Annotated in this window: 15 protein-coding genes; 10 read left to right on the forward strand and 5 right to left on the reverse strand. The window is 47.6% G+C overall.

Going from position 1 to position 19,246, the window contains the following annotated elements; genetic code table 11:
* The first annotated feature begins 12 nt into the window (after positions 1–12).
* The 7 genes from nuoJ to H027_RS0105080 all read left to right on the forward strand — a co-directional run bounded on the left by nuoJ (position 13) and on the right by H027_RS0105080 (position 7,740).
* Positions 13–540 carry an NADH-quinone oxidoreductase subunit J gene (gene nuoJ, locus H027_RS0105050; protein WP_024871434.1) on the forward strand — a complete coding sequence of 176 codons (528 nt, stop codon included), beginning with the start codon at positions 13–15 and terminating at the stop codon, positions 538–540.
* Positions 537–845, forward strand: coding sequence for an NADH-quinone oxidoreductase subunit NuoK (nuoK, locus tag H027_RS0105055; RefSeq protein WP_024871435.1), 309 nt, complete (start codon positions 537–539; stop codon positions 843–845). The genes nuoJ and nuoK overlap by 4 nt, the downstream gene beginning before the upstream one ends.
* The gene (gene nuoL, locus H027_RS0105060) at positions 842–2,680 is read left to right on the forward strand and encodes an NADH-quinone oxidoreductase subunit L (protein ID WP_024871436.1); all 1,839 of its coding nucleotides are present in this window, start codon (positions 842–844) and stop codon (positions 2,678–2,680) included. The genes nuoK and nuoL overlap by 4 nt, the downstream gene beginning before the upstream one ends.
* A 10-nt stretch (positions 2,681–2,690) precedes the next feature.
* On the forward strand, positions 2,691–4,211 hold the full coding sequence (gene nuoM / locus H027_RS0105065) for an NADH-quinone oxidoreductase subunit M (protein ID WP_024871437.1): 1,521 nt from the start codon (positions 2,691–2,693) through the stop codon (positions 4,209–4,211).
* Positions 4,212–4,220: 9 nt separating this feature from the next.
* Positions 4,221–5,690 carry an NADH-quinone oxidoreductase subunit NuoN gene (gene nuoN, locus H027_RS0105070; RefSeq protein ID WP_024871438.1) on the forward strand — a complete coding sequence of 490 codons (1,470 nt, stop codon included), beginning with the start codon at positions 4,221–4,223 and terminating at the stop codon, positions 5,688–5,690.
* A gap of 145 nt (positions 5,691–5,835) precedes the next feature.
* Positions 5,836–6,570 (forward strand): GntR family transcriptional regulator, encoded by a 735-nt coding sequence (locus H027_RS0105075; protein ID WP_024871439.1) that lies wholly within the window; start codon positions 5,836–5,838, stop codon positions 6,568–6,570.
* Between the two features lie 12 nt (positions 6,571–6,582).
* Positions 6,583–7,740 (forward strand): iron-containing alcohol dehydrogenase, encoded by a 1,158-nt coding sequence (locus H027_RS0105080; protein ID WP_024871440.1) that lies wholly within the window; start codon positions 6,583–6,585, stop codon positions 7,738–7,740.
* A gap of 101 nt (positions 7,741–7,841) precedes the next feature.
* Here H027_RS0105080 and H027_RS0105085 read toward each other — a convergent pair whose 3' ends face one another.
* Both H027_RS0105085 and H027_RS0105090 read right to left on the reverse strand, forming a co-directional pair.
* On the reverse strand, positions 7,842–9,170 hold the full coding sequence (locus H027_RS0105085; RefSeq protein WP_024871441.1) for a 6-phospho-alpha-glucosidase: 1,329 nt from the start codon (positions 9,168–9,170) through the stop codon (positions 7,842–7,844).
* 53 nt (positions 9,171–9,223) lie between these two features.
* Positions 9,224–10,807 carry an alpha-glucoside-specific PTS transporter subunit IIBC gene (locus H027_RS0105090; protein WP_024871442.1) on the reverse strand — a complete coding sequence of 528 codons (1,584 nt, stop codon included), beginning with the start codon at positions 10,805–10,807 and terminating at the stop codon, positions 9,224–9,226.
* 456 nt (positions 10,808–11,263) lie between these two features.
* Between H027_RS0105090 and H027_RS17480 the strand changes: the two genes are divergently transcribed.
* Positions 11,264–12,868, forward strand: coding sequence for a methyl-accepting chemotaxis protein (locus H027_RS17480; protein WP_024871443.1), 1,605 nt, complete (start codon positions 11,264–11,266; stop codon positions 12,866–12,868).
* 45 nt (positions 12,869–12,913) lie between these two features.
* Here the strand turns inward: H027_RS17480 and gppA are convergent, their stop codons facing one another.
* Both gppA and rhlB read right to left on the reverse strand, forming a co-directional pair.
* Entirely contained in the window at positions 12,914–14,410 is a 1,497-nt protein-coding gene (gppA, locus tag H027_RS0105100; RefSeq protein ID WP_024871444.1) for a guanosine-5'-triphosphate,3'-diphosphate diphosphatase, read from the reverse strand.
* A 16-nt stretch (positions 14,411–14,426) separates the two neighbouring features.
* Positions 14,427–15,704, reverse strand: a complete 1,278-nt coding sequence (rhlB, locus tag H027_RS0105105) for an ATP-dependent RNA helicase RhlB (RefSeq protein WP_024871445.1) — start codon at positions 15,702–15,704, stop codon at positions 14,427–14,429.
* A gap of 150 nt (positions 15,705–15,854) precedes the next feature.
* Here rhlB and trxA point away from each other — a divergent pair, with 150 nt between their 5' ends.
* Complete coding sequence (trxA, locus tag H027_RS0105110) at positions 15,855–16,181, forward strand: thioredoxin TrxA (protein WP_024871446.1); 327 nt, start codon at positions 15,855–15,857, stop codon at positions 16,179–16,181.
* A 217-nt stretch (positions 16,182–16,398) separates the two neighbouring features.
* Positions 16,399–17,664: a transcription termination factor Rho gene (gene rho / locus H027_RS0105115; protein ID WP_024871447.1), complete on the forward strand. Its 1,266-nt coding sequence runs from the start codon at positions 16,399–16,401 to the stop codon at positions 17,662–17,664.
* 62 nt (positions 17,665–17,726) lie between these two features.
* On the opposite strand, the gene H027_RS0105120 is transcribed toward rho, so the two are convergent.
* Positions 17,727–19,226 (reverse strand): CYTH and CHAD domain-containing protein, encoded by a 1,500-nt coding sequence (locus tag H027_RS0105120; protein WP_024871448.1) that lies wholly within the window; start codon positions 19,224–19,226, stop codon positions 17,727–17,729.
* Positions 19,227–19,246: the final 20 nt, after the last annotated feature.

The raw sequence follows: 19,246 nt of genomic DNA on the forward strand, positions 1-19,246 counted from the left end.
GAGTCAGCAGACATGGAACTCGCGTTTTATGGATCATCGGTAGTCGCCATTCTGGCTACCCTCGGGGTCATCACCGGAACAAATCCGATGCATGCCCTGCTTTATCTGATTGTGTCACTGATTGCCGTGGGCATGATCTTCTTCAGTCTTGGTGCCAGTTTTGTCGGTGCCATGCAAGTCATCGTCTATGCCGGTGCCATCATGGTGCTGTTTGTGTTCGTGGTCATGATGCTGAATCTGGGTTCGGCACAGGAACAGGAACGACAATGGCTAAAACCGATCACCTGGATTGGCCCGTTATTGTTAAGTGTTGGCCAGATGGCCGTGTTTTATGTCGCACTGCACGGCATCTCCGGCACAATCACCGGTGAACCGATGACAGCCAAACAAGTCGGTATCGGCTTATATGGCCCCTATGTCTTAGCCGTAGAGCTGGCCTCGCTGTTACTGCTGGCCGGTCTTGTCGCTGCTTACCATCTGGGACGAGAAACCCGTCGTGGCGACATTATCTCGACTCGTAACGAGGAGGATGACGCATGAATGGCATTCCATTTGAACATGGGCTGATCGTAGCCTCTATTCTGTTCTCGCTCGGGTTATGCGGTCTGCTCATGCGCCGTAACCTGCTATTCATTCTGATGAGCATCGAAGTACTGATGAACGCCTCTGCAGTCGCATTTGTCGTTGCCGGTAGTCGTTATGGTCAGGTCGATGGACAAATCATGTACATTTTAGTGATCAGTCTGGCGGCAGCAGAGGCCAGTATTGGTCTGGCGCTGCTGATGCGGATGTACCGTCGCCACCATACTCTGAATGTCGACTCAGTTAAGGAGATGCGCGGATGAGCCTGTTATTCTTAACTTGTCTGTTTCCATTTATCGGATTTCTGGTCCTCGCTTTTTCTGCGGGTAAATTCAGTGAAAACCGATCAGCCCTGATCGGGGTAGGCAGCATTGGTTTATCGGCACTGACCACGCTCTATGTCGGGATGCATTTCCTGCAACAAGGCGCAGCTACCGTGTTTAGCCAGACGCTGTGGCAATGGATTAATACCGTTGATTTAAAAGTCGGGCTGGTTCTGCATCTGGATGGCTTGTCGCTCACCATGTTGGGCGTGGTAACCGGTGTCGGTTTCCTGATCCATCTGTTTGCCTCTTGGTATATGCGTGGTGAAGAGGGTTATTCCCGTTTCTTTGCTTACACCAATCTCTTCATCACCAGCATGTTGTTTCTGGTGCTGGCTGATAACCTGATGTTTGTCTATCTCGGCTGGGAAGGGGTCGGTCTGTGCAGTTATCTGTTGATCGGGTTCTACTATAAAGATCGCAATAATATTGCGGCGGCCATGAAGGCATTTATCGTAACCCGTGTCGGTGACGTGTTCCTCGCGATTGGTTTGTTTGTGCTCTATCGCGAGTTAGGCACACTGAACATTGCTGACATTCTGACTTTGGCACCTCAGAAACTGGCAACAGGCAGCCCGGTGATTGAATTCGCCACGCTGATGTTGCTCGGTGGCGCAGTCGGTAAATCAGCTCAATTACCGTTACAAACCTGGCTGGCTGATGCCATGGCAGGCCCAACCCCGGTTTCCGCACTGATCCATGCGGCAACCATGGTTACCGCCGGTGTCTACCTGATTGCACGTATGCATGGCTTGTTCCTGATGGCACCAGACGTATTGCACCTAGTGGGAATCGTGGGCGCAGTGACGCTCTTGCTGTCCGGTTTTGCAGCGCTGGTTCAGACTGATATCAAACGTATTCTGGCTTACTCAACGATGAGTCAGATCGGGTATATGTTTCTGGCTCTGGGTGTTGGTGCCTGGGGTGGCGCGATTTTCCACCTGATGACACATGCCTTCTTCAAAGCATTGCTGTTCCTTTCAGCAGGTTCCGTCATTCTGGCCTGCCATCATGAACAGAACATTTTCAAAATGGGTGGATTGCGTCGTTCCATTCCGCTGGTATATGCCGCATTTCTGATTGGTGGCTCGGCACTGGCCGCGCTCCCCATAGTGACAGCGGGCTTCTTCAGTAAAGATGAAATCCTGTTTGCGGCTTATCAGGGAGGTTATAGCGGCTTACTGTTGTCTGGTCTGGCAGGAGCACTCCTGACGTCACTCTATACGTTCCGTTTAATTTTCATTGTGTTCCATGGTGAAAGTAAACTGAATGTCCATCCCGGTCATGGCATCAGCCACCATCTGCCTTTGCTGGTGTTGATGTTGCTCTCTACTTTTGTCGGCGCCTTGATTACGCCTCCGCTGGCACATGTGTTCCCAGCAGTTAATGAGTCACATGATGGCAAAACCATGATTGAGTTACTGTCAGCCACCATTGCCATTGCAGGGATTGCACTTGCCGCATACCTCTTTCTGGGCAAACGGCAGCTCGTTACCCGATTGGCCGCTTCAGGGTTGGGTCGTCCGCTGAGTAAACTCTGGTTTAATGCATGGGGTTTTGATTGGTTATACCACCATCTATTGGTTTTACCTTATCAAGTGATTGCACGGCTGTTACAGCGCGATCCACTGGATCGCATGATTGCACTCAGTGCATTACTGGTCGGCGCATTGAATCGGGTCAGTGTGCAAATGGTCACTGGCAACCTGCGCTGGTATGCCGCCAGCATGAGTCTGGGTGCGCTGGTTGTGTTGACCCTGTTGTTGGTGTATTAGGAGGCCTGTCGTGAGTTTACTCTGGTTAATATTATTACCATTTATCGGCGGCTTCCTTTGCTGGCTGGTGGAATTTACCTACAAGGGAACCAACATTCCGCGTTGGATTGCACTGGTCAGTATGTCACTGCAGTTACTCCTGTCGCTGAGTCTGTGGCACTCCCACGATTTCTCTCTGGCATTGCCAGGGCAAGGTAATTGGACGCTAGATTATCAACTGGCATGGATCCCGCATTTTGGCATTTCAATCCACTTGGCGATGGATGGCATTTCGCTGCTGATGGTCGCTCTGACCGGTCTGCTCGGCGTGCTGGCCGTGTTGTGCTCCTGGCGTGAAATTCAGGATCGCGTCGGCTTCTTCCATCTGAACTTATTGTGGATCTTAGGCGGTGTGATCGGGGTGTTCCTGTCACTGGATCTGTTCCTGTTCTTCTTCTTCTGGGAGATGATGCTGGTTCCGATGTACTTCCTGATCGCGCTGTGGGGACACAGTGGCTCAGACGGTCGTACCCGTATTTATGCCGCCACCAAATTTTTCCTGTACACCCAGGTCAGTGGTCTGCTGATGTTGCTGTCAATTCTGGCACTGGTGTTTATGCACTATCAGTCCACGGGCGTGATCAGTTTTGACTATACAGCCCTGTTAAACACCAAAATGGCGCCAGAAATCGAATTTATGCTGATGCTGGGTTTCTTTGTCGCATTTGCCGTGAAGATGCCACTGGTGCCATTGCATGGCTGGTTGCCGGATGCCCACTCGCAGGCTCCGACTGCCGGTTCGGTCGATTTAGCCGGGATTTTGCTGAAAACAGCCGCTTACGGTTTATTGCGTTTCGGTATTCCTCTCTTTCCGAATGCATCGGCTGATTTTGCTCCGATTGCAATGGGGCTGGGGATCATCGGGATCATTTACGGTGCAGTTCTGGCGTTCAGTCAGACTGACATCAAACGTCTGGTTGCCTACACCAGTATTTCGCACATGGGTTTCGTAGTGATTGCCCTGTATGCCGGAACATCCACCGCCATTCAGGGCGCCATCGTTCAAATGGTGGCTCATGGCTTGTCGGCGGCCGCCCTGTTTATCATGTGTGGCCAACTTTATGAACGTCTGCATACCCGTGACCTGCGCGAAATGGGTGGGCTCTGGCACCGCTTACGTTATCTGCCCGGTGTCATGCTGTTCTTTTCAGTCGCGTCGTTGGGCTTACCCGGAACCGGAAACTTTGTTGGTGAATTCATGATCCTGCTAGGCAGTTTCCCGTCAGTTCCTGTCATGGTCATTATTGCTACCGTTGGTTTGGTGCTCGCATCAGTCTATTCACTGGCCATGCTGCAACGAGCCTGTTTTGGACAAGGCAAAGTGAATACACCACTGAAAGGGTTAAGTGCCCGTGAATTCGGTATTTTACTGTTACTGATAGCCTTACTGGTTGGTCTTGGTGTTTTCCCGCAACCCGTACTGGATGTCAGTGGTATGACAGGAACTTTGCTGCAACCCAGCAGTGCTTCTGTCATGACGGGTCAGCTCTAGGAGGAAGGTATGTTGTTTAATTCTGTACTATTTGTTGCAGAGCTGCCGCTACTACTGACTACATTGACGGCAATCGCCGTCATGCTTTCTATCGCTTGGCAGCGAAATCACAAGCAAGTCTTTTTCATTACCGCATGCGGATTGAATGCGGCACTCCTCAGCCTGTTCTGGTCAGGGAGTGTGGCCCCAACGCCCGTGACGATGTTGCTGGTGGTTGATCATTATGCAAATTTCTATACCGCATTGATCTTGATTGGCTCGCTGGCTACCGTGACATTGGCCCGCGCCTGGCTCAAAAAATTCCCAGATAACCGGGAAGAGTTTTATCTGCTATTGCTGCTGGCTTCCACCGGTGCCATCGTCATGGCTCAATCTCACCATCTGGCGGCGTTGTTTATCGGTATCGAACTGATGTCACTGCCCTTATTCGGTCTGGTTGGCTATGCCTTCAAACAGCGCCGTTCACTCGAAGCTGCGGTGAAATATATGGTGTTATCCGCCAGCGCAACGGCCTTTTTGTTGTTTGGTATTGCCCTGATTTACGCACAAGTCGGCAGTCTGGATATTGAAACCATTGGGGCACAACTATCCCATCTGCCACAAGTTGAAAGTGCCCACATCACTCTGTTGATTGTCGGCCTTGGCATGATGGTGATCGGTTTTGGCTTCAAATTATCACTGGTCCCTTTCCATCTCTGGACACCAGATGTGTATCAGGGCGCGCCAGCACCGGTTACCACCTATCTGGCGACAGTCAGTAAAATTGCGGTGTTTGCCGTGCTGCTGCGGTTGTTCTACACCATTCCGGCAACCGATTCATTTTTTTATAAACTCCTGGGTGGGATCGCCTTTATCTCGATCATTGTCGGTAACTTGCTTGCTTTGCTGCAAAGCAACCTGAAACGTCTGCTGGGCTTCTCGTCTACCGCACATTTTGGTTATTTGTTGGTAGCACTGATTGCCTGTCGACTGGGTTCCTTGTCTTTGGAAGCTGTGGCACTCTATCTGGTGATGTATCTGTTAACATCCGTAGGCAGTTTCGGCGTGATCAGCCTGATGTCCAGCCCCTATCAGGAACGCGATGCCGATGAATTACCAGCCTATCGTGGTCTGTTCTGGCGTCGTCCGGTACTGACATCTGCAATGACTGTTATGTTCCTGTCACTGGCCGGTATTCCAATGACATTAGGCTTCATTGGTAAATTCTACATACTGGCTGTTGGCATCAAATTCCACTTCTGGTGGTTAACCGGAGCCATTGTCTTCGGCAGTGCTGTTGGTCTTTATTACTACCTGCGCGTGATCAGCATTCTCTATCTGCGTACACCGGGAATGCCATCGCGGGATGCCACAAATGACTGGGCGCTCACTACCGGCGGTCTCATGGTGCTGCTCTCCGCCATTTTGGTGGTCGCGCTGGGTATCTATCCGCAACCCTTGTTAGATTTACTGCCGCTGGCGCAACTCGCCACCCATTAATCTCGTCTCAAACGGCACATTTCCTGTGAAGTGTGCCGTTTTTTTATTTCTCCTCGATACCTGATTGATCTTATATTGGTATTATTAAAATTTCTCAAACGCACATTTTCCCGAAACACCCTCTTTTCTATGCGAGGAAGTAACCGTGTTATATAAAGATATTGCCAAAAAATTACGGTTTCGCATCAATTCTGATGAATTTGCCATCGGTGATGTCTTACCCACTGAACGTCAGCTCATGGAAGAATATCAGGCCAGCCGGGTTTCGATCCGTAAAGCGATTGATGAACTGGTGACTTTAGATCTCATAGAAAAAAAGCAGGGTAGCGGAACCTACATCAAGCAAAAAGAAATCGTACATCTGATGAATCCACTGCAGAGTGGTCTGGAAAGTTCCAAGGAAAGAGGACAAACCATAAGCAGTGATGTTCTGGAATTTGCCATCATCTATCCTGACGATGAAATTGCCAATCGGCTAAAACTGACTACCGCAGACCGCGTCTATCACACCAAACGGTTACGGAAAATAAATGGGCGACCCCAGATCATCGAAGAAAGTTTTATGCCTGTCCATCTATTCCCTGAGCTGACAATTCGTACGCTGGAACGTTCAAAATTTGAATATATTGAAAAAGGTCTTAGATTGATTATTGAAGGCAGTTATCAGGAGTTTTCTCCCGTGCTACCCAATAAAGAAGAAGAAAAACTATTAAATTTGCAGGGTCGTGAACCCATTTTGCAAATCACGTCATTATCAAACTTTCAAGACGGTACCATTTTCGATTACAGCATCATGAAATTTAAAGCCAGTGAGTATTTGCACGCGATGTATGTGAACCGTAGTACTCAAGGCCCCCTGCTATCAGAAAAGAAAAGCTGAGGAACAGAGAAAATGAATAATTTCACGTTTCGCAATCCTACCCGCATCCACTTTGGTAAAGGGCAAATCGCTAAGATCCAAGAGGAAATTCCAGCTGATGCCCGTGTCCTGATCACTTATGGTGGTGGCAGTATCAAAAAAAATGGTGTTTTAGACCAGGTACATGCGGCCTTAGCAAACATTACTTTTTTTGAGTTTGGCGGGATTGAACCCAACCCGCACTTTGAAACATTGATGAAAGCGGTAGAGCTGGTCAGACGGGAAAATATCACCTATCTGCTGGCCGTCGGCGGTGGTTCTGTTGTAGATGGCACCAAGTTTATCGCCGGAGCCGCTTTTTATGATGGCGATCCGGTCGAGATACTTTACACACGCGCGGCTAAAGTGAGCAAAGCATTACCGATTGGCTGCGTGCTGACCTTGCCTGCAACCGGTTCTGAAATGAACGGCAATGCCGTGGTCACCCGTTGGGAAACCAAAGACAAGATGGGGATGTTTTCAGAGCTGATGCGGCCAACATTCTCCATTCTTGACCCGGAAACAACCTATACCCTCCCCGTCCGGCAAATTGGTAATGGTGTGGTCGATGCTATTGTTCATATCGTGGAACAATATATGACCTATCCGGTGAATGGAAAAGTACAGGACTACTATGCCGAAAGCCTGTTAAAAGTCCTGATGGAAGAAGGCCCGAAAGCACTGACCGATCCCACCAACTATGATGTCCGGGCCAATATCATGTGGGCGGCAACTCAGGCGCTGAATGGGACACTCAGCCTAGGCGTACCCGGTGACTGGTCCATTCATGCCATTGGTCATCAGATCACCGCCATTTACGGGCTGGATCATGCGCAAACATTGGCAATCGTGTTACCTGCTGTCTGGTCTTATAAGAAAAACCAGAAAAAACAAAAACTGGTGCAATATGCCAATCATGTGCTCGGATTAACAGAGCGTGATGACGATCTGTGCGCGACACAAGCCATTGAGAAAACCCGTGAATTTTTTGAACAGATGGGAGTCGCAACACGTTTCTCAGCCTATGGCCTCGGAGCAGAAGCTATCCCTGTCATCGTCGAAAAACTCAGACAACATGGCCGCCTGAAACTGGGCGAGCATGGTGATATTACGCCCGATGATGTGGCCGAACTGTTGAAACTCTCCTTGTAATCAAACAAAAAATGCCACTAAAAGTGGCATTACCTAACCCCAAGAACAACGATCTCAATGGATAAGTCAGGCTTTGCCTCTTGGGCAAAGCCTACTCTCGCTTAATGCAGTTCTGGCCAGTAATCTTTATTGGCAGCAATCAAGTCGTCCAAGATTGCTTTAGCAACCGTAGCACTTGGTACTGTCTTAGACAGCGTAATTGCCTGCCACAGCTTGGTATAAGATTTCTCAACCCACGCTTCAACGACCAGTTTTTCGACCGCAACCTGCTGATTCATCATGCCAAGCTGGAACTGAGGAATTGAGCCGATCTGTACCGGTTCAGGGCCGGTGCTTCCAACCAGACATGGGATCTCAACCATCGCGGTTGGATCAAAATTACTGATCGAGCCCTGATTAGGCACAATCATCAGCATACGTTCTTTGGTGTTGTAGGCAATCGCTCGCGCCAGATCCACGATGTAAGAAGCATGTTCGTCGATATGCAATGCACAGCCAGAAGAGGCACCTTGTGCGGCAATCTTGCGGCACTCGCCGAACACCAACTTCTCACGACCATCCATCACCTCGTTCGCACGGGTGTACTCTTTATTGGAGTGCTCCACCACATAATCTGGAAACAGGTAATACTTCAGGTAGGTATTTGGTAATGTATTGGTATCTAATGCATAGACATCTTTTGCCTTGGCAAAGGTATCATTCCAGCTTGGCTCTACATGCTGAGAATCAATGTCTTTATGTACCACGTAACCGTGTTTCGCGACATGCTCTTTCAGCTTAGGCATCAGGTCATTACCCGCCTTGTCACGGATATCGCTGTACCAACCGAAGTGGTTCAGGCCGTAGTATTTCACAATCATTTCTTTGCGTGATGCCAGCCCCAGAATTTCCGCCATGCGCACTTCAATACCGACTGGCATGTCGCAGATATTCAGGATCTTAGAATTTGGACGCAAACGACGAGTTGCTTCCGCCACGATCGCAGCAGGGTTGGAATAGTTCAGCATCCAGGCATTCGGTGAATATTTCTCCATATAATCGACCAGCTCCAGCACGCCACCGATAGAACGCATACCATACGCAATACCACCTGGGCCACAGGTTTCCTGACCCACTACCCCATGTTTCAGCGGGATTTTTTCATCCAGCTCACGCATCGGATATTTACCGACACGGATATGCGCCATCACAAAATCGACACCACTGAATGCTTCGCGTGGATCAGTGGTATAAGAGAACACCACTTCTGGTGCCCGTTCTTTAATTAATATGGCACACGCTTTACCGATGGTTTCCTGACGAGCTGCATCATTATCATAAAATTTCAGTTCTTTAATCGGGAATTTATCCAGATTATCCAGCAGCATTAATACGATACCAGGTGTAAAAGTACTACCACCACCAGCGACCAATACAGAATATTTTTTCATTTTAATCTCCAACTACGATTAATTATCTATTCACTATTACGACATGTATTTAATTAAGCATTTAACTTCATCAGATTTTCCATGCTGTCGCGCACTTGCGGCACAGATAAACCGATAATCACCTGAATCGCATCTTTATTTCTGACCACACCATGTGCACCTATTTGACGGAAAGCAGCATCACTCATCACACGATGTTCATCTTTAACACTGATACGTAACCGAGTAGCACAATTATTAACTTCAGCAATATTTCCACTACCACCTAATGCTTCCAATAATTGCAGAGCCTGCCCTTCATACGGATTATTATTTTCTGAAGCTGATCCTTGCTGACGATTTTTATAATCCGCTTTGGTGAATAATTTAATTTCATCAACATCATCTTCCCGACCTGGCGTTTTAACATCAAACTTTAAGATCAGATATTTAAAGGTGAAGAAATAGATAACGGTAAATATGCTGCCAATCATGATTTGCATAACGACATTCATGGCATGGTTATGAAGCATTGGTAACCAGTTGGTGACTGCGATTTCCAGTAAACCTGCCCCCATATTCCCGACAATGCCATTCATAAACATCACAGCCGCCATGGTTGCCGCCAATACCGCATGGATAGCAAACAGGAACGGCGCAACAAACAGGAAGGTAAATTCAAGCGGCTCAGTGATCCCCACCAGCACGGCAGTCAACACCGCCGGAATCAACAGACCAGCTACTTTTTTCTTATTCTCTGGCTTAGCCGTCACATACATTGCACTGGCAATGCCGATTGCACCAAAGATTTTGGAATTACCATGCAGAGCAAAACCGCCCTGAGGGAATAACTCAATCAATGGACGAGTAGAATTAGCAAATTCAGCAACATGTTGCAGCCAGTATGCCTGAATACCGCCTTCGACAACGGCAGGGCCTAAAATGAATGGACCATAAATAAAGTGGTGTAACCCGGTTGGAATCAAAATACGTTCCAGAAAGGTATAAATCCAGACACCTAATGCACCCGCATGACTTAAAAATACCTGTAATGACGCAATTCCACCCTGAACTTTTGGCCAGACTAACGCAGTCAGAAATGCCAGAGGTAACATCACAATAAAACCAATGATAGTGACAAACGCAGTGCCCTGAAAAATACCTAAATAATCTGGTAGTTTTTTCTCAAAAAAGCGATTGTGGATATAAGTCATTAATGCGGCAATTAATATTGACCCGACAATACTGGTATCTAATGTTTTAATACCGGCAATATTAGTCAGCCCACTCACTCCACCGATTGGCTGATTAAAATTAACACCGAAATCAGCTCCCCAGGTCGTTAATATGGCGCCGATAAAATAATTAAATGTCAGATAAGACACAATTACGGCTAAACAGGCTCGGGCATGTGCTGTTTTAGCCAAACCAATGGGTAAACCAATGGCAAAAATAACCGGCATATTCCGAAATACAGTCCAACTGCCTTCCTGAATAATCATCCATAATTTAAACCAAACCGTATCTGAATTAGCAATTGAGCCAATCAATTGCGGATTAGTTAATAAAATAGATAAACCAGCAACGATTCCCGCAAAGGGAAATAACAAAACGGGGGTAAACATGGCACCACCGAATCGTTGTAATAACTTTAACATGGGTTCTCTCTCCTCAATTTTCAGCATCCATGATGGAACATGTCATCTCATCGCCTGTTTGTTCATGTACTGCTGAAGTTTGTTCTCACTCGTGATGTTGTACAGGATAAATATAGAACCAATTTAGATACAAAAAAGAGATAACGATCACAAAGGTATTTTATTGGTATTATTTTTAATATGGATACATCGAGTGAACATAGGGGCTCTGTATTTTCAATAGCAAAGTGAAACGGCATGTCACAGTTCATCAATGAAATCACGCTTCTCGCTGATAATTGACGCACTCATGGGCTCTGTCTGGGGAGGTATTACGAGGAAATTCAGATAAATGACAGAATTGTTTCACTATTTCTTACTTTCTCCGCATTGCGTCATATAACTGCAACACAGATATATTAGTTTTTCCAAAGCCCCCGATGTCACATTCCATTTGAACATGCGGTAGATACCAACATGCCCAACACAATAGATGCCATTGGATTCAATGATGAACTTAATGATGCCGACGTCCGTCAGAGCTCGGTTCAATCATCAAAAATCACGACCTCGACTCAGACGCGTCAGAAAAATATGAAGAAAACTCACTCGTTAAATTTCAAATTACTCCTGATTTTTATCTTTACTGGTCTCGTCGGATTAGTAGCCGGCAGTGTCGTATCGAACATCATGATCAATAAATATCTGGAGCAAAGCTTCGATACAGATTCAGAACGATTGATGCAATTGGTCAGCGTTGTCGCGAAAGACCCCGTTTTTTCTTTCGATTTTTCACAGATAAAACAGCTCTCTACGGCAATGATAGCGTTGCCGACCGTCAGCCACATAGTGATCGCCGATCAAGCGGATAAAATGTTGGCCGAAGAAAAGCGCCAGCCAGCGGGAGAAACCATCACCAAGAAAATTCCGTTAAAGCAAAATAGTGCGGTGGTCGGGTTTGTGCATCTCACGTTTGATAAGGGTGCAATGACAGAGCAGAAAAAACATCTGTTAGTGTTAATTGCGGCCATTACCGTGAGCATTCTGTTATTTGTATTCACCACGCTGTTCTTTACCATTAAAAAACGTGTCATTTCCCCGATTAATCAAGTCGCACATTCTTTATCAGAAATTTCAAATGGTGCGGGCGATCTGACCCGCCGCTTACCGGATCATCGTAAGGATGAAATCGGGATCTTGTCGGTCGCATTTAACCAAACCATGTCCACGTTGGCGAAATTGGTCAATGAACTGGTGACCATCAGTCATACTGTGCAAAATGCGGCCACTCAACTCTCGGCAACGGCGCAACAAAGCAAAGACAATATCAACAATCAGCTCATGGAAGTGGATCAGATCGCCACCGCTCTGCAGGAAATGTCAGCCTCTGCAAATGAAGTTGCTGGTAGTGCCGAACAAACCGCCGCCACCAGCCAGCAGGCACAAAGTGAAGCCGATAACGGACGACGCTCAGTGGTAGACAACACGGATGCCATTCATCAGTTAGGGCGCGAAATCGATTCCACTGCTGAACAAATCATGACGTTGCACGATAACAGCAAGAATATCAGCACTGTGGTCACCGTAATTCGGAATATTGCCGAACAAACCAATCTGCTAGCACTGAATGCCGCCATTGAAGCCGCTCGGGCTGGCGAACAAGGTCGCGGATTTGCCGTGGTTGCCGATGAAGTCCGTAATCTGGCACATAAAACGCAGCAATCTACTCGAGAAATTGAACGGATTGTGGATGAATTACAACACTCTGCCGAGTCAGCCCATGTGGCCATGAATGAGAATAAACAGATCGCACTGACGGCTAATCAGGCCACCAATACGATTCAAGTCATACTCAACTCTCTGGCAGATCGAATCCAATCGATCAATGACATGAATGCCCATGTTGCTTCGGCGTCTTATCAACAGAGCGAAGTCACCACCCAAATCAGCCGCCATGTCACCTCAATGCAGGATATTTCTCATGAAGTGGCGGCACTCAGTCAGCAGGTTGCATCAATGTCTGAGCAAGTGCAAGAACAAAGCCAGACGTTGATCCGTAAACTCAACCAGTTCAAAACATAGAACAGCACTTAAAAAAACGGGCTTATCGCCCGTTTTTTATTTTCGTCAGATATCCGATTCACGGATTTCCGTTGCCCACCCCATGCCTCGCTGACGTTCAGCTTCAATCTGCAATTCAGATGCCCGTAGATAGTGTTCATTCAACCAGCCTCGGGGCAGAGAAAGCACCAACTGATCTTCGGTTGCAGCCATAGTGAAACGGGGGACTGAACCTTCCGTACGGCGCATGCATAAGATAATGGCAAAACGCAACAAACGTGCAAGCCGGGTCGCCTGACGTAAAGAAACCGCATTTTGCTTTTCCAGTACATCCAGTTTAAAACTATCCCGCTGATTAAAAACCAGTGCTGACAGCAACTGTTTCTGTGCCGGTGTAAATCCGGGCATATCAATATTATCAATGATATAAGCTGCGTGTTGCGGGGCTTTCTTATATTCGATACACAGCCCCAGTTCGTGCAGCATCGCTGCCCAGCGCAGCATAGGCCGTCCGTACTGCTCACTCAATTGCCATTCTTTTTGCACTTGCTGAAAGGCATGCAAAGCCGCATCGCGCACGCGTTCAGCCTGAATACGATCCATCTGATAACGGGTGATCAGGCTGTCAGCGGTACGCTCACGCACATCACAATTACGTCGCTTGCCGATCATGCCGTAAATCAAACCTTCACGCAGAGCGCCGCCCGCCAAGGTCATATTATCAATCAACAAGATTTCAAAGATGGCAATCAGAATGGCTAGCCCAGAAGGAAACACACTGAGTCGTTCCGGCATCAATCCTTGCAGAACCAGCATATCCAGATGGCCACAAGAGATTGTCTGTGCTTTCAGCTCATACAGCTTTTCCAGGGTGACGCGTTCACTTCGTCCCTGGGCAATCATGATTTCCTGCAACGCCTGCACCGTGCCGGACGCACCGACACAGCTTTCCCAACCCAGCGTGATATATTCCTGCGCGACGCCTTGCAACACGGCTTTGGCGGCATCAATCGCCGCATTAAAATTGGCTTCATTCAGCAAGCCATCGGGAAAATAGCGTTTTATCCAGGTTACACAGCCCATATGCAGGCTATTCAGCAACTTGGCATCATCACTTTCCCCGATCACCAGCTCGGTGCTCGCACCACCAATATCGATAACCAGCCGATTACCTTCCCCACTTGAGGTCCAGGATACGCCCTGGTAGATAGTCCGGGCCTCATCTTCACCAGTAATGATCTCGATGGGATGCCCTAACACCTGTTCCGCAATTCGCAGAAATGAATCAACATTACGAGCCAGACGCAACGTGGCCGTACCAACAACCCGCACATTCTCTTTGGGCACATCCTGCAACTGTTCTGCAAACAAGCGCAGACAATCCCATCCCCGAGCCATGGCCTCATGGCTCAGGTTATGTTCAGTGTCCAGTCCGGCAGCCAGACGCACTTTACGTTTGACCTTGGCAACGGTACGGATGGCACCCGCCACTTCCCGCACCATCAGCATGTGAAAGCTATTTGAGCCAAGATCAATGGCAGCATATAACGGTGATTGATCCACGAATGACATCCTGTCGTTAAGATTTATTCATCGGACGACGTCGGCCCGTCGACTGACGGTCACGCATGTTGCGATTGACCGGCTGACGATGGCGTACGACACGTTTCGGTGCAACGACATCCTCCAGCAAGGCAGAAGGATCATATTTACTCACAGGTATTGCGTGATGGATATACTCTTCAATAGCCGGCAGATTAAATGCGTAATCTTCACAGGCAAAACTGATGGAATGACCACTACGCCCCGCTCGTCCGGTACGACCGATCCGGTGCACATAGTCTTCGGCATCATCCGGTAAATCATAGTTAAAGACATGCGTTACATCAGGAATATGTAATCCGCGAGCTGCAACATCGGTGGCAACCAGAATATCCAGATGACCTGATGTAAAATCATCCAGGATCTTCAACCGTTTTTTCTGCGGAACATCACCTGTCAATAACCCAACCCGATGACCGTCAGCCTGCAGCCAGGCATGCACATCTTCACAGCCATGTTTGGTATTCGAGAACACAATGGCTTTTTCCGGCCAGTCCTCTTCCATCAACGTCAGCAACAACAGCATCTTGTCTTCATTGGAAGGATAAAACAGTTCTTCCTTGATGCGTTGCCCGGTCATTTGTTCCGGTTCAACCTGTACATGCTGTGGCTCATTCATGTGTTCATAGGCCAACTCCTGCACACGCAATGACAAGGTGGCTGAAAACAGCATATTCAAGCGCTGTACTGGTGGCGGCATCCGACGGAACAGATAACGAATATCTTTGATGAACCCCAGATCGAACATACGATCGGCTTCATCCAATACCACAACCTGAATGGCACCCAGATCAATGACACCCTGTTTCAGATAATCAATGATACGGCCAGTGGTACCAATCAGCAGATCAACACCTTCCTGCAATACGGCCAGCTGTTTATCATAGCCGTCACCACCATACCCCAACCCCATTTTAAACCCACAGCTTGCTGCCATCGGTACGGCGTCGTTATAAATCTGAACTGCCAATTCACGGGTTGGGGCCATGATCAACACGCGTGGTTGATTCTGGCGACGTTCACTACTGGCAGGATGGGTCAGCAAATAGTTAAAGGTCCCAGCAAGAAATGCGATAGTTTTCCCTGTCCCGGTTTGCGCCTGACCCGCAATATTCTTCCCGGCTAACAATAGCGGCAAAGTTTCCGCCTGAATGGGCGTACAATTATGAAAGCCTTTAGCTTCCAATCCGGCCAGAACTTGTGGTTGCAGACCGAGTTCTGCGAATTTGATCTCTGTAAGATGTGTTTTGCTCATGGGCAATATGCTTATTGAATTAGACTTGCAATAATAAACAGTATCCGTTAATTAAGGTAACTGTTTGGCTTTTATTTCTTGATCCCTTTAATTTGCATCTTCGTACCCCTATATTGTTAGAGTAAACGAATTGCAACAGTGGAGTAAAAAATGAGTGACAAAATTGTACACGTGACCGATGCCAGCTTCGAGAGTGACGTACTGAATGCTTCTGCCCCGGTTCTGGTTGATTTCTGGGCTGAATGGTGCGGTCCTTGTAAAATGATCGCCCCTATTCTGGATGAAGTAGCAGGTGAATATGCCGGTAAAGTGACCGTCGCCAAGCTGAACATCGACCAAAATTCGGGTACTCCTCCCAAATTTGGTATCCGTGGCATTCCGACTCTGCTGTTATTCAAAAACGGCGCCGTCGCAGCAACGAAAGTGGGCGCATTATCTAAAACTCAGCTGAAAGAGTTTCTTGATTCACATCTGTAATTCAGACGTACCCCAGAGGGAGGAACCCACCTCCCTTATTTTCATAAGGAAAGTCTGATTATTATCCGTTTCCTCCCTCAGATAGCTAGACGCATTACGAAATTGATGCTAATTTGGTTAAATGATGCTGTTCATACCCGCTTGATGCGCTCTCTCCAGCAGCTTTATCCAGCAGTCAATCCAACCCTTAATGTTATTCCTATAACTACTCACTGTTATGAATCTAACTGAACTAAAGAATACCGCCGTCTCCGAACTGGTACACCTCGGTGAATCCATGGGCCTGGAAAACCTCGCCCGTTTGCATAAAAAAGATATCATTTTTGCCATTCTGAAAGCTCACGCGAAAAGCGGAGAAGATATTTTTGGAGATGGTGTACTGGAAATACTGCAGGATGGTTTTGGTTTCCTGCGTTCAGCGGACAGTTCTTATCTGGCTGGCCCAGATGATATCTATGTATCACCAAGTCAGGTACGCCGTTTCAACTTGCGTACTGGCGATACCATTTCCGGTAAAATCCGCCCGCCGAAAGAAGGCGAACGTTATTTTGCTTTGTTGAAAGTTGATACCGTCAACTATGACCGTCCGGAAAATGCCCGTAACAAGATCCTGTTTGAAAACTTAACACCGCTGCATCCGACCAAACGTCTGCGTTTGGAGCGTGGTAATGGTTCAACAGAAGATATCACAGCACGTGTATTGGATCTGGCCTCCCCTATCGGTAAAGGTCAGCGTGGCTTGATTGTGGCGCCACCGAAAGCCGGTAAAACGATTCTGCTGCAAAACATCGCGCAAAGTATCACCAGCAATCATCCGGAATGTGAACTGATCGTTCTGCTGATCGACGAACGTCCAGAAGAAGTGACCGAAATGCAGCGCATGGTCAAAGGTGAAGTCGTCGCTTCAACCTTCGACGAACCAGCCACCCGCCATGTTCAGGTTGCCGAAATGGTAATCGAAAAAGCTAAACGTCTGGTTGAACACAAGAAAGACGTGGTGATCCTGCTCGATTCTATCACTCGTCTGGCACGTGCTTATAACACCGTGATCCCATCATCAGGCAAAGTACTGACCGGGGGGGTGGATGCCAACGCCCTGCATCGTCCAAAACGTTTCTTCGGTGCAGCCCGTAACGTGGAAGAAGGTGGCTCGTTGACCATCATCGCGACGGCGTTGATTGATACCGGCTCGAAGATGGATGAAGTGATTTACGAGGAATTCAAAGGTACAGGTAACATGGAACTGCATCTGTCTCGTAAGATTGCCGAAAAACGAGTTTACCCGGCGATTGATATTACTCGTTCTGGTACACGTCGCGAAGAATTGCTGACAGCGCCGGATGAACTGCAGAAGATGTGGATCCTGCGGAAGATCGTTCACCCGATGGGTGAAATCGATGCTATGGAATTCATGATCGACAAGTTATCACTGACCAAAACCAATGATGAATTCTTTGATGCGATGAAGCGTCAGCAGAAATAATCTGGGATGTTAAGTAACAAGAAGGGACAGCATTAGCTGTCCCTTCTTGTTTGGTATTTTTATCATTCCCAATAGGGTTGCATGCCAATGCCTTGTTGACGGATCTGATCCAGTTCAGTGAGTCGTGGTTTCAACTCCTTTTGTAACCAGAGATTCAATTCATCCTGATGCGGACATGCCATACAATTTGCCGCATCAAAAATCCATTCAATATGCTCCAGATCAGATAAGCGTCCCAGCATATTTAACCAGGGTAAGCGAAAACCCTGTTGTCGTTCGATATCAAATAATGCAGCAAAGCAGACGCCGACTTGCAGATTATGTCGCAACAACTCCCGTAACCGCTGGTAACTGGCGTGATCCAGTGCACTGCCCATTTTTGAGAGCGACAATAACTCCTGCCAGCTTTTATCTAAGGACATGATAGCCAATGTCTGAATCGGTTGTGTCAGAGATGGGCTATTCGGGTCAGTTGCTTCATGCAATACCATCCAGGCTGAGAGTTTTAATAATGTCTGACAGTAGCGCACGGATAACAATAAGTCTTGTGTCTGTTCGATGGTCGGCAACTGTTGTTCATGCCGTTGGATTTCGCTGGTCAACTCATGCTGACACGGTGCATCTTTCAACATCTGCCGATATTCAAATTGCATGCGCTGTAATACCAATGCTTCATCCAGCCAGGCAAATTGCTCAACCAGCCATTGCAAATCGTCATCCCAATCAACCGGCGTTAATTCGGCAAACACATCAGCAAACAAGGTTCGGGTATGCTGAATCAGTGTGATTGCACTGCGCAACTGTAACAATGCCCCAATGGAAGGTTGTTGCATGTAAAGTTGCTCATGGAATTGCCAATGCCGCAGGGCAAACTGTAATGCCGTCATCAAGCCTTCACAGGCAGTCTGATCCTGTGTCATAGGGGCAAAGCCCATTCGCCGGACATCAGGTTCTGCTGTCAGTCCGGCCAGACGATAGCCACGTTGCGCCTTGGATATTCCGCCTAATTGCCAACCCGGTTTGACCGCTAACAGTCTGGCTATTTTGAACAACGATGCGATTGGCCCGGAAATCAGTTCCAGTTCAACTTCGTTAATCGGCTCTTGTTGCCCGTTGGCTTCGATAAAGCCAATGTCATAGGCAATTTCTACGACGGCATCGTCAAAAGAGACCTGCCAGGTTCGGCGATGGAAATCAGTTCTGAATAATGCGGTGAGAGATTGTTGCAAGCTACCGACATTGACACCATCAGGCCATATTTCTGTCGGGAATAGCCGTAAATCAGGCCATGGCACACTCATGGGTAGTGTATATTCTGGCCGTTGATGCAGGCCAGCAATTACCTGACCTGCCAATTTGATCGTTTGTTCATGTTTTCCGTTGTAAGTACGAATACGCAGGCCACAATCAAGCTCTCGCAGTTCCTGATCGGCTGTATCAAAGTAGATATTTTCCAGTCGAAAATCCTGTTTTTCTTTGATCTCCAAAGAAGCCAGAATGCGTTCCAGGTGCAAAAATACATCGTCAGTGACCAGAAACTTCAATTCGACTTCATTACTCATGAAAATCTCTCCGATACAGT

Source organism: Tolumonas lignilytica, assembly GCF_000527035.1.
Lineage (GTDB): Bacteria > Pseudomonadota > Gammaproteobacteria > Enterobacterales > Aeromonadaceae > Tolumonas > Tolumonas lignilytica.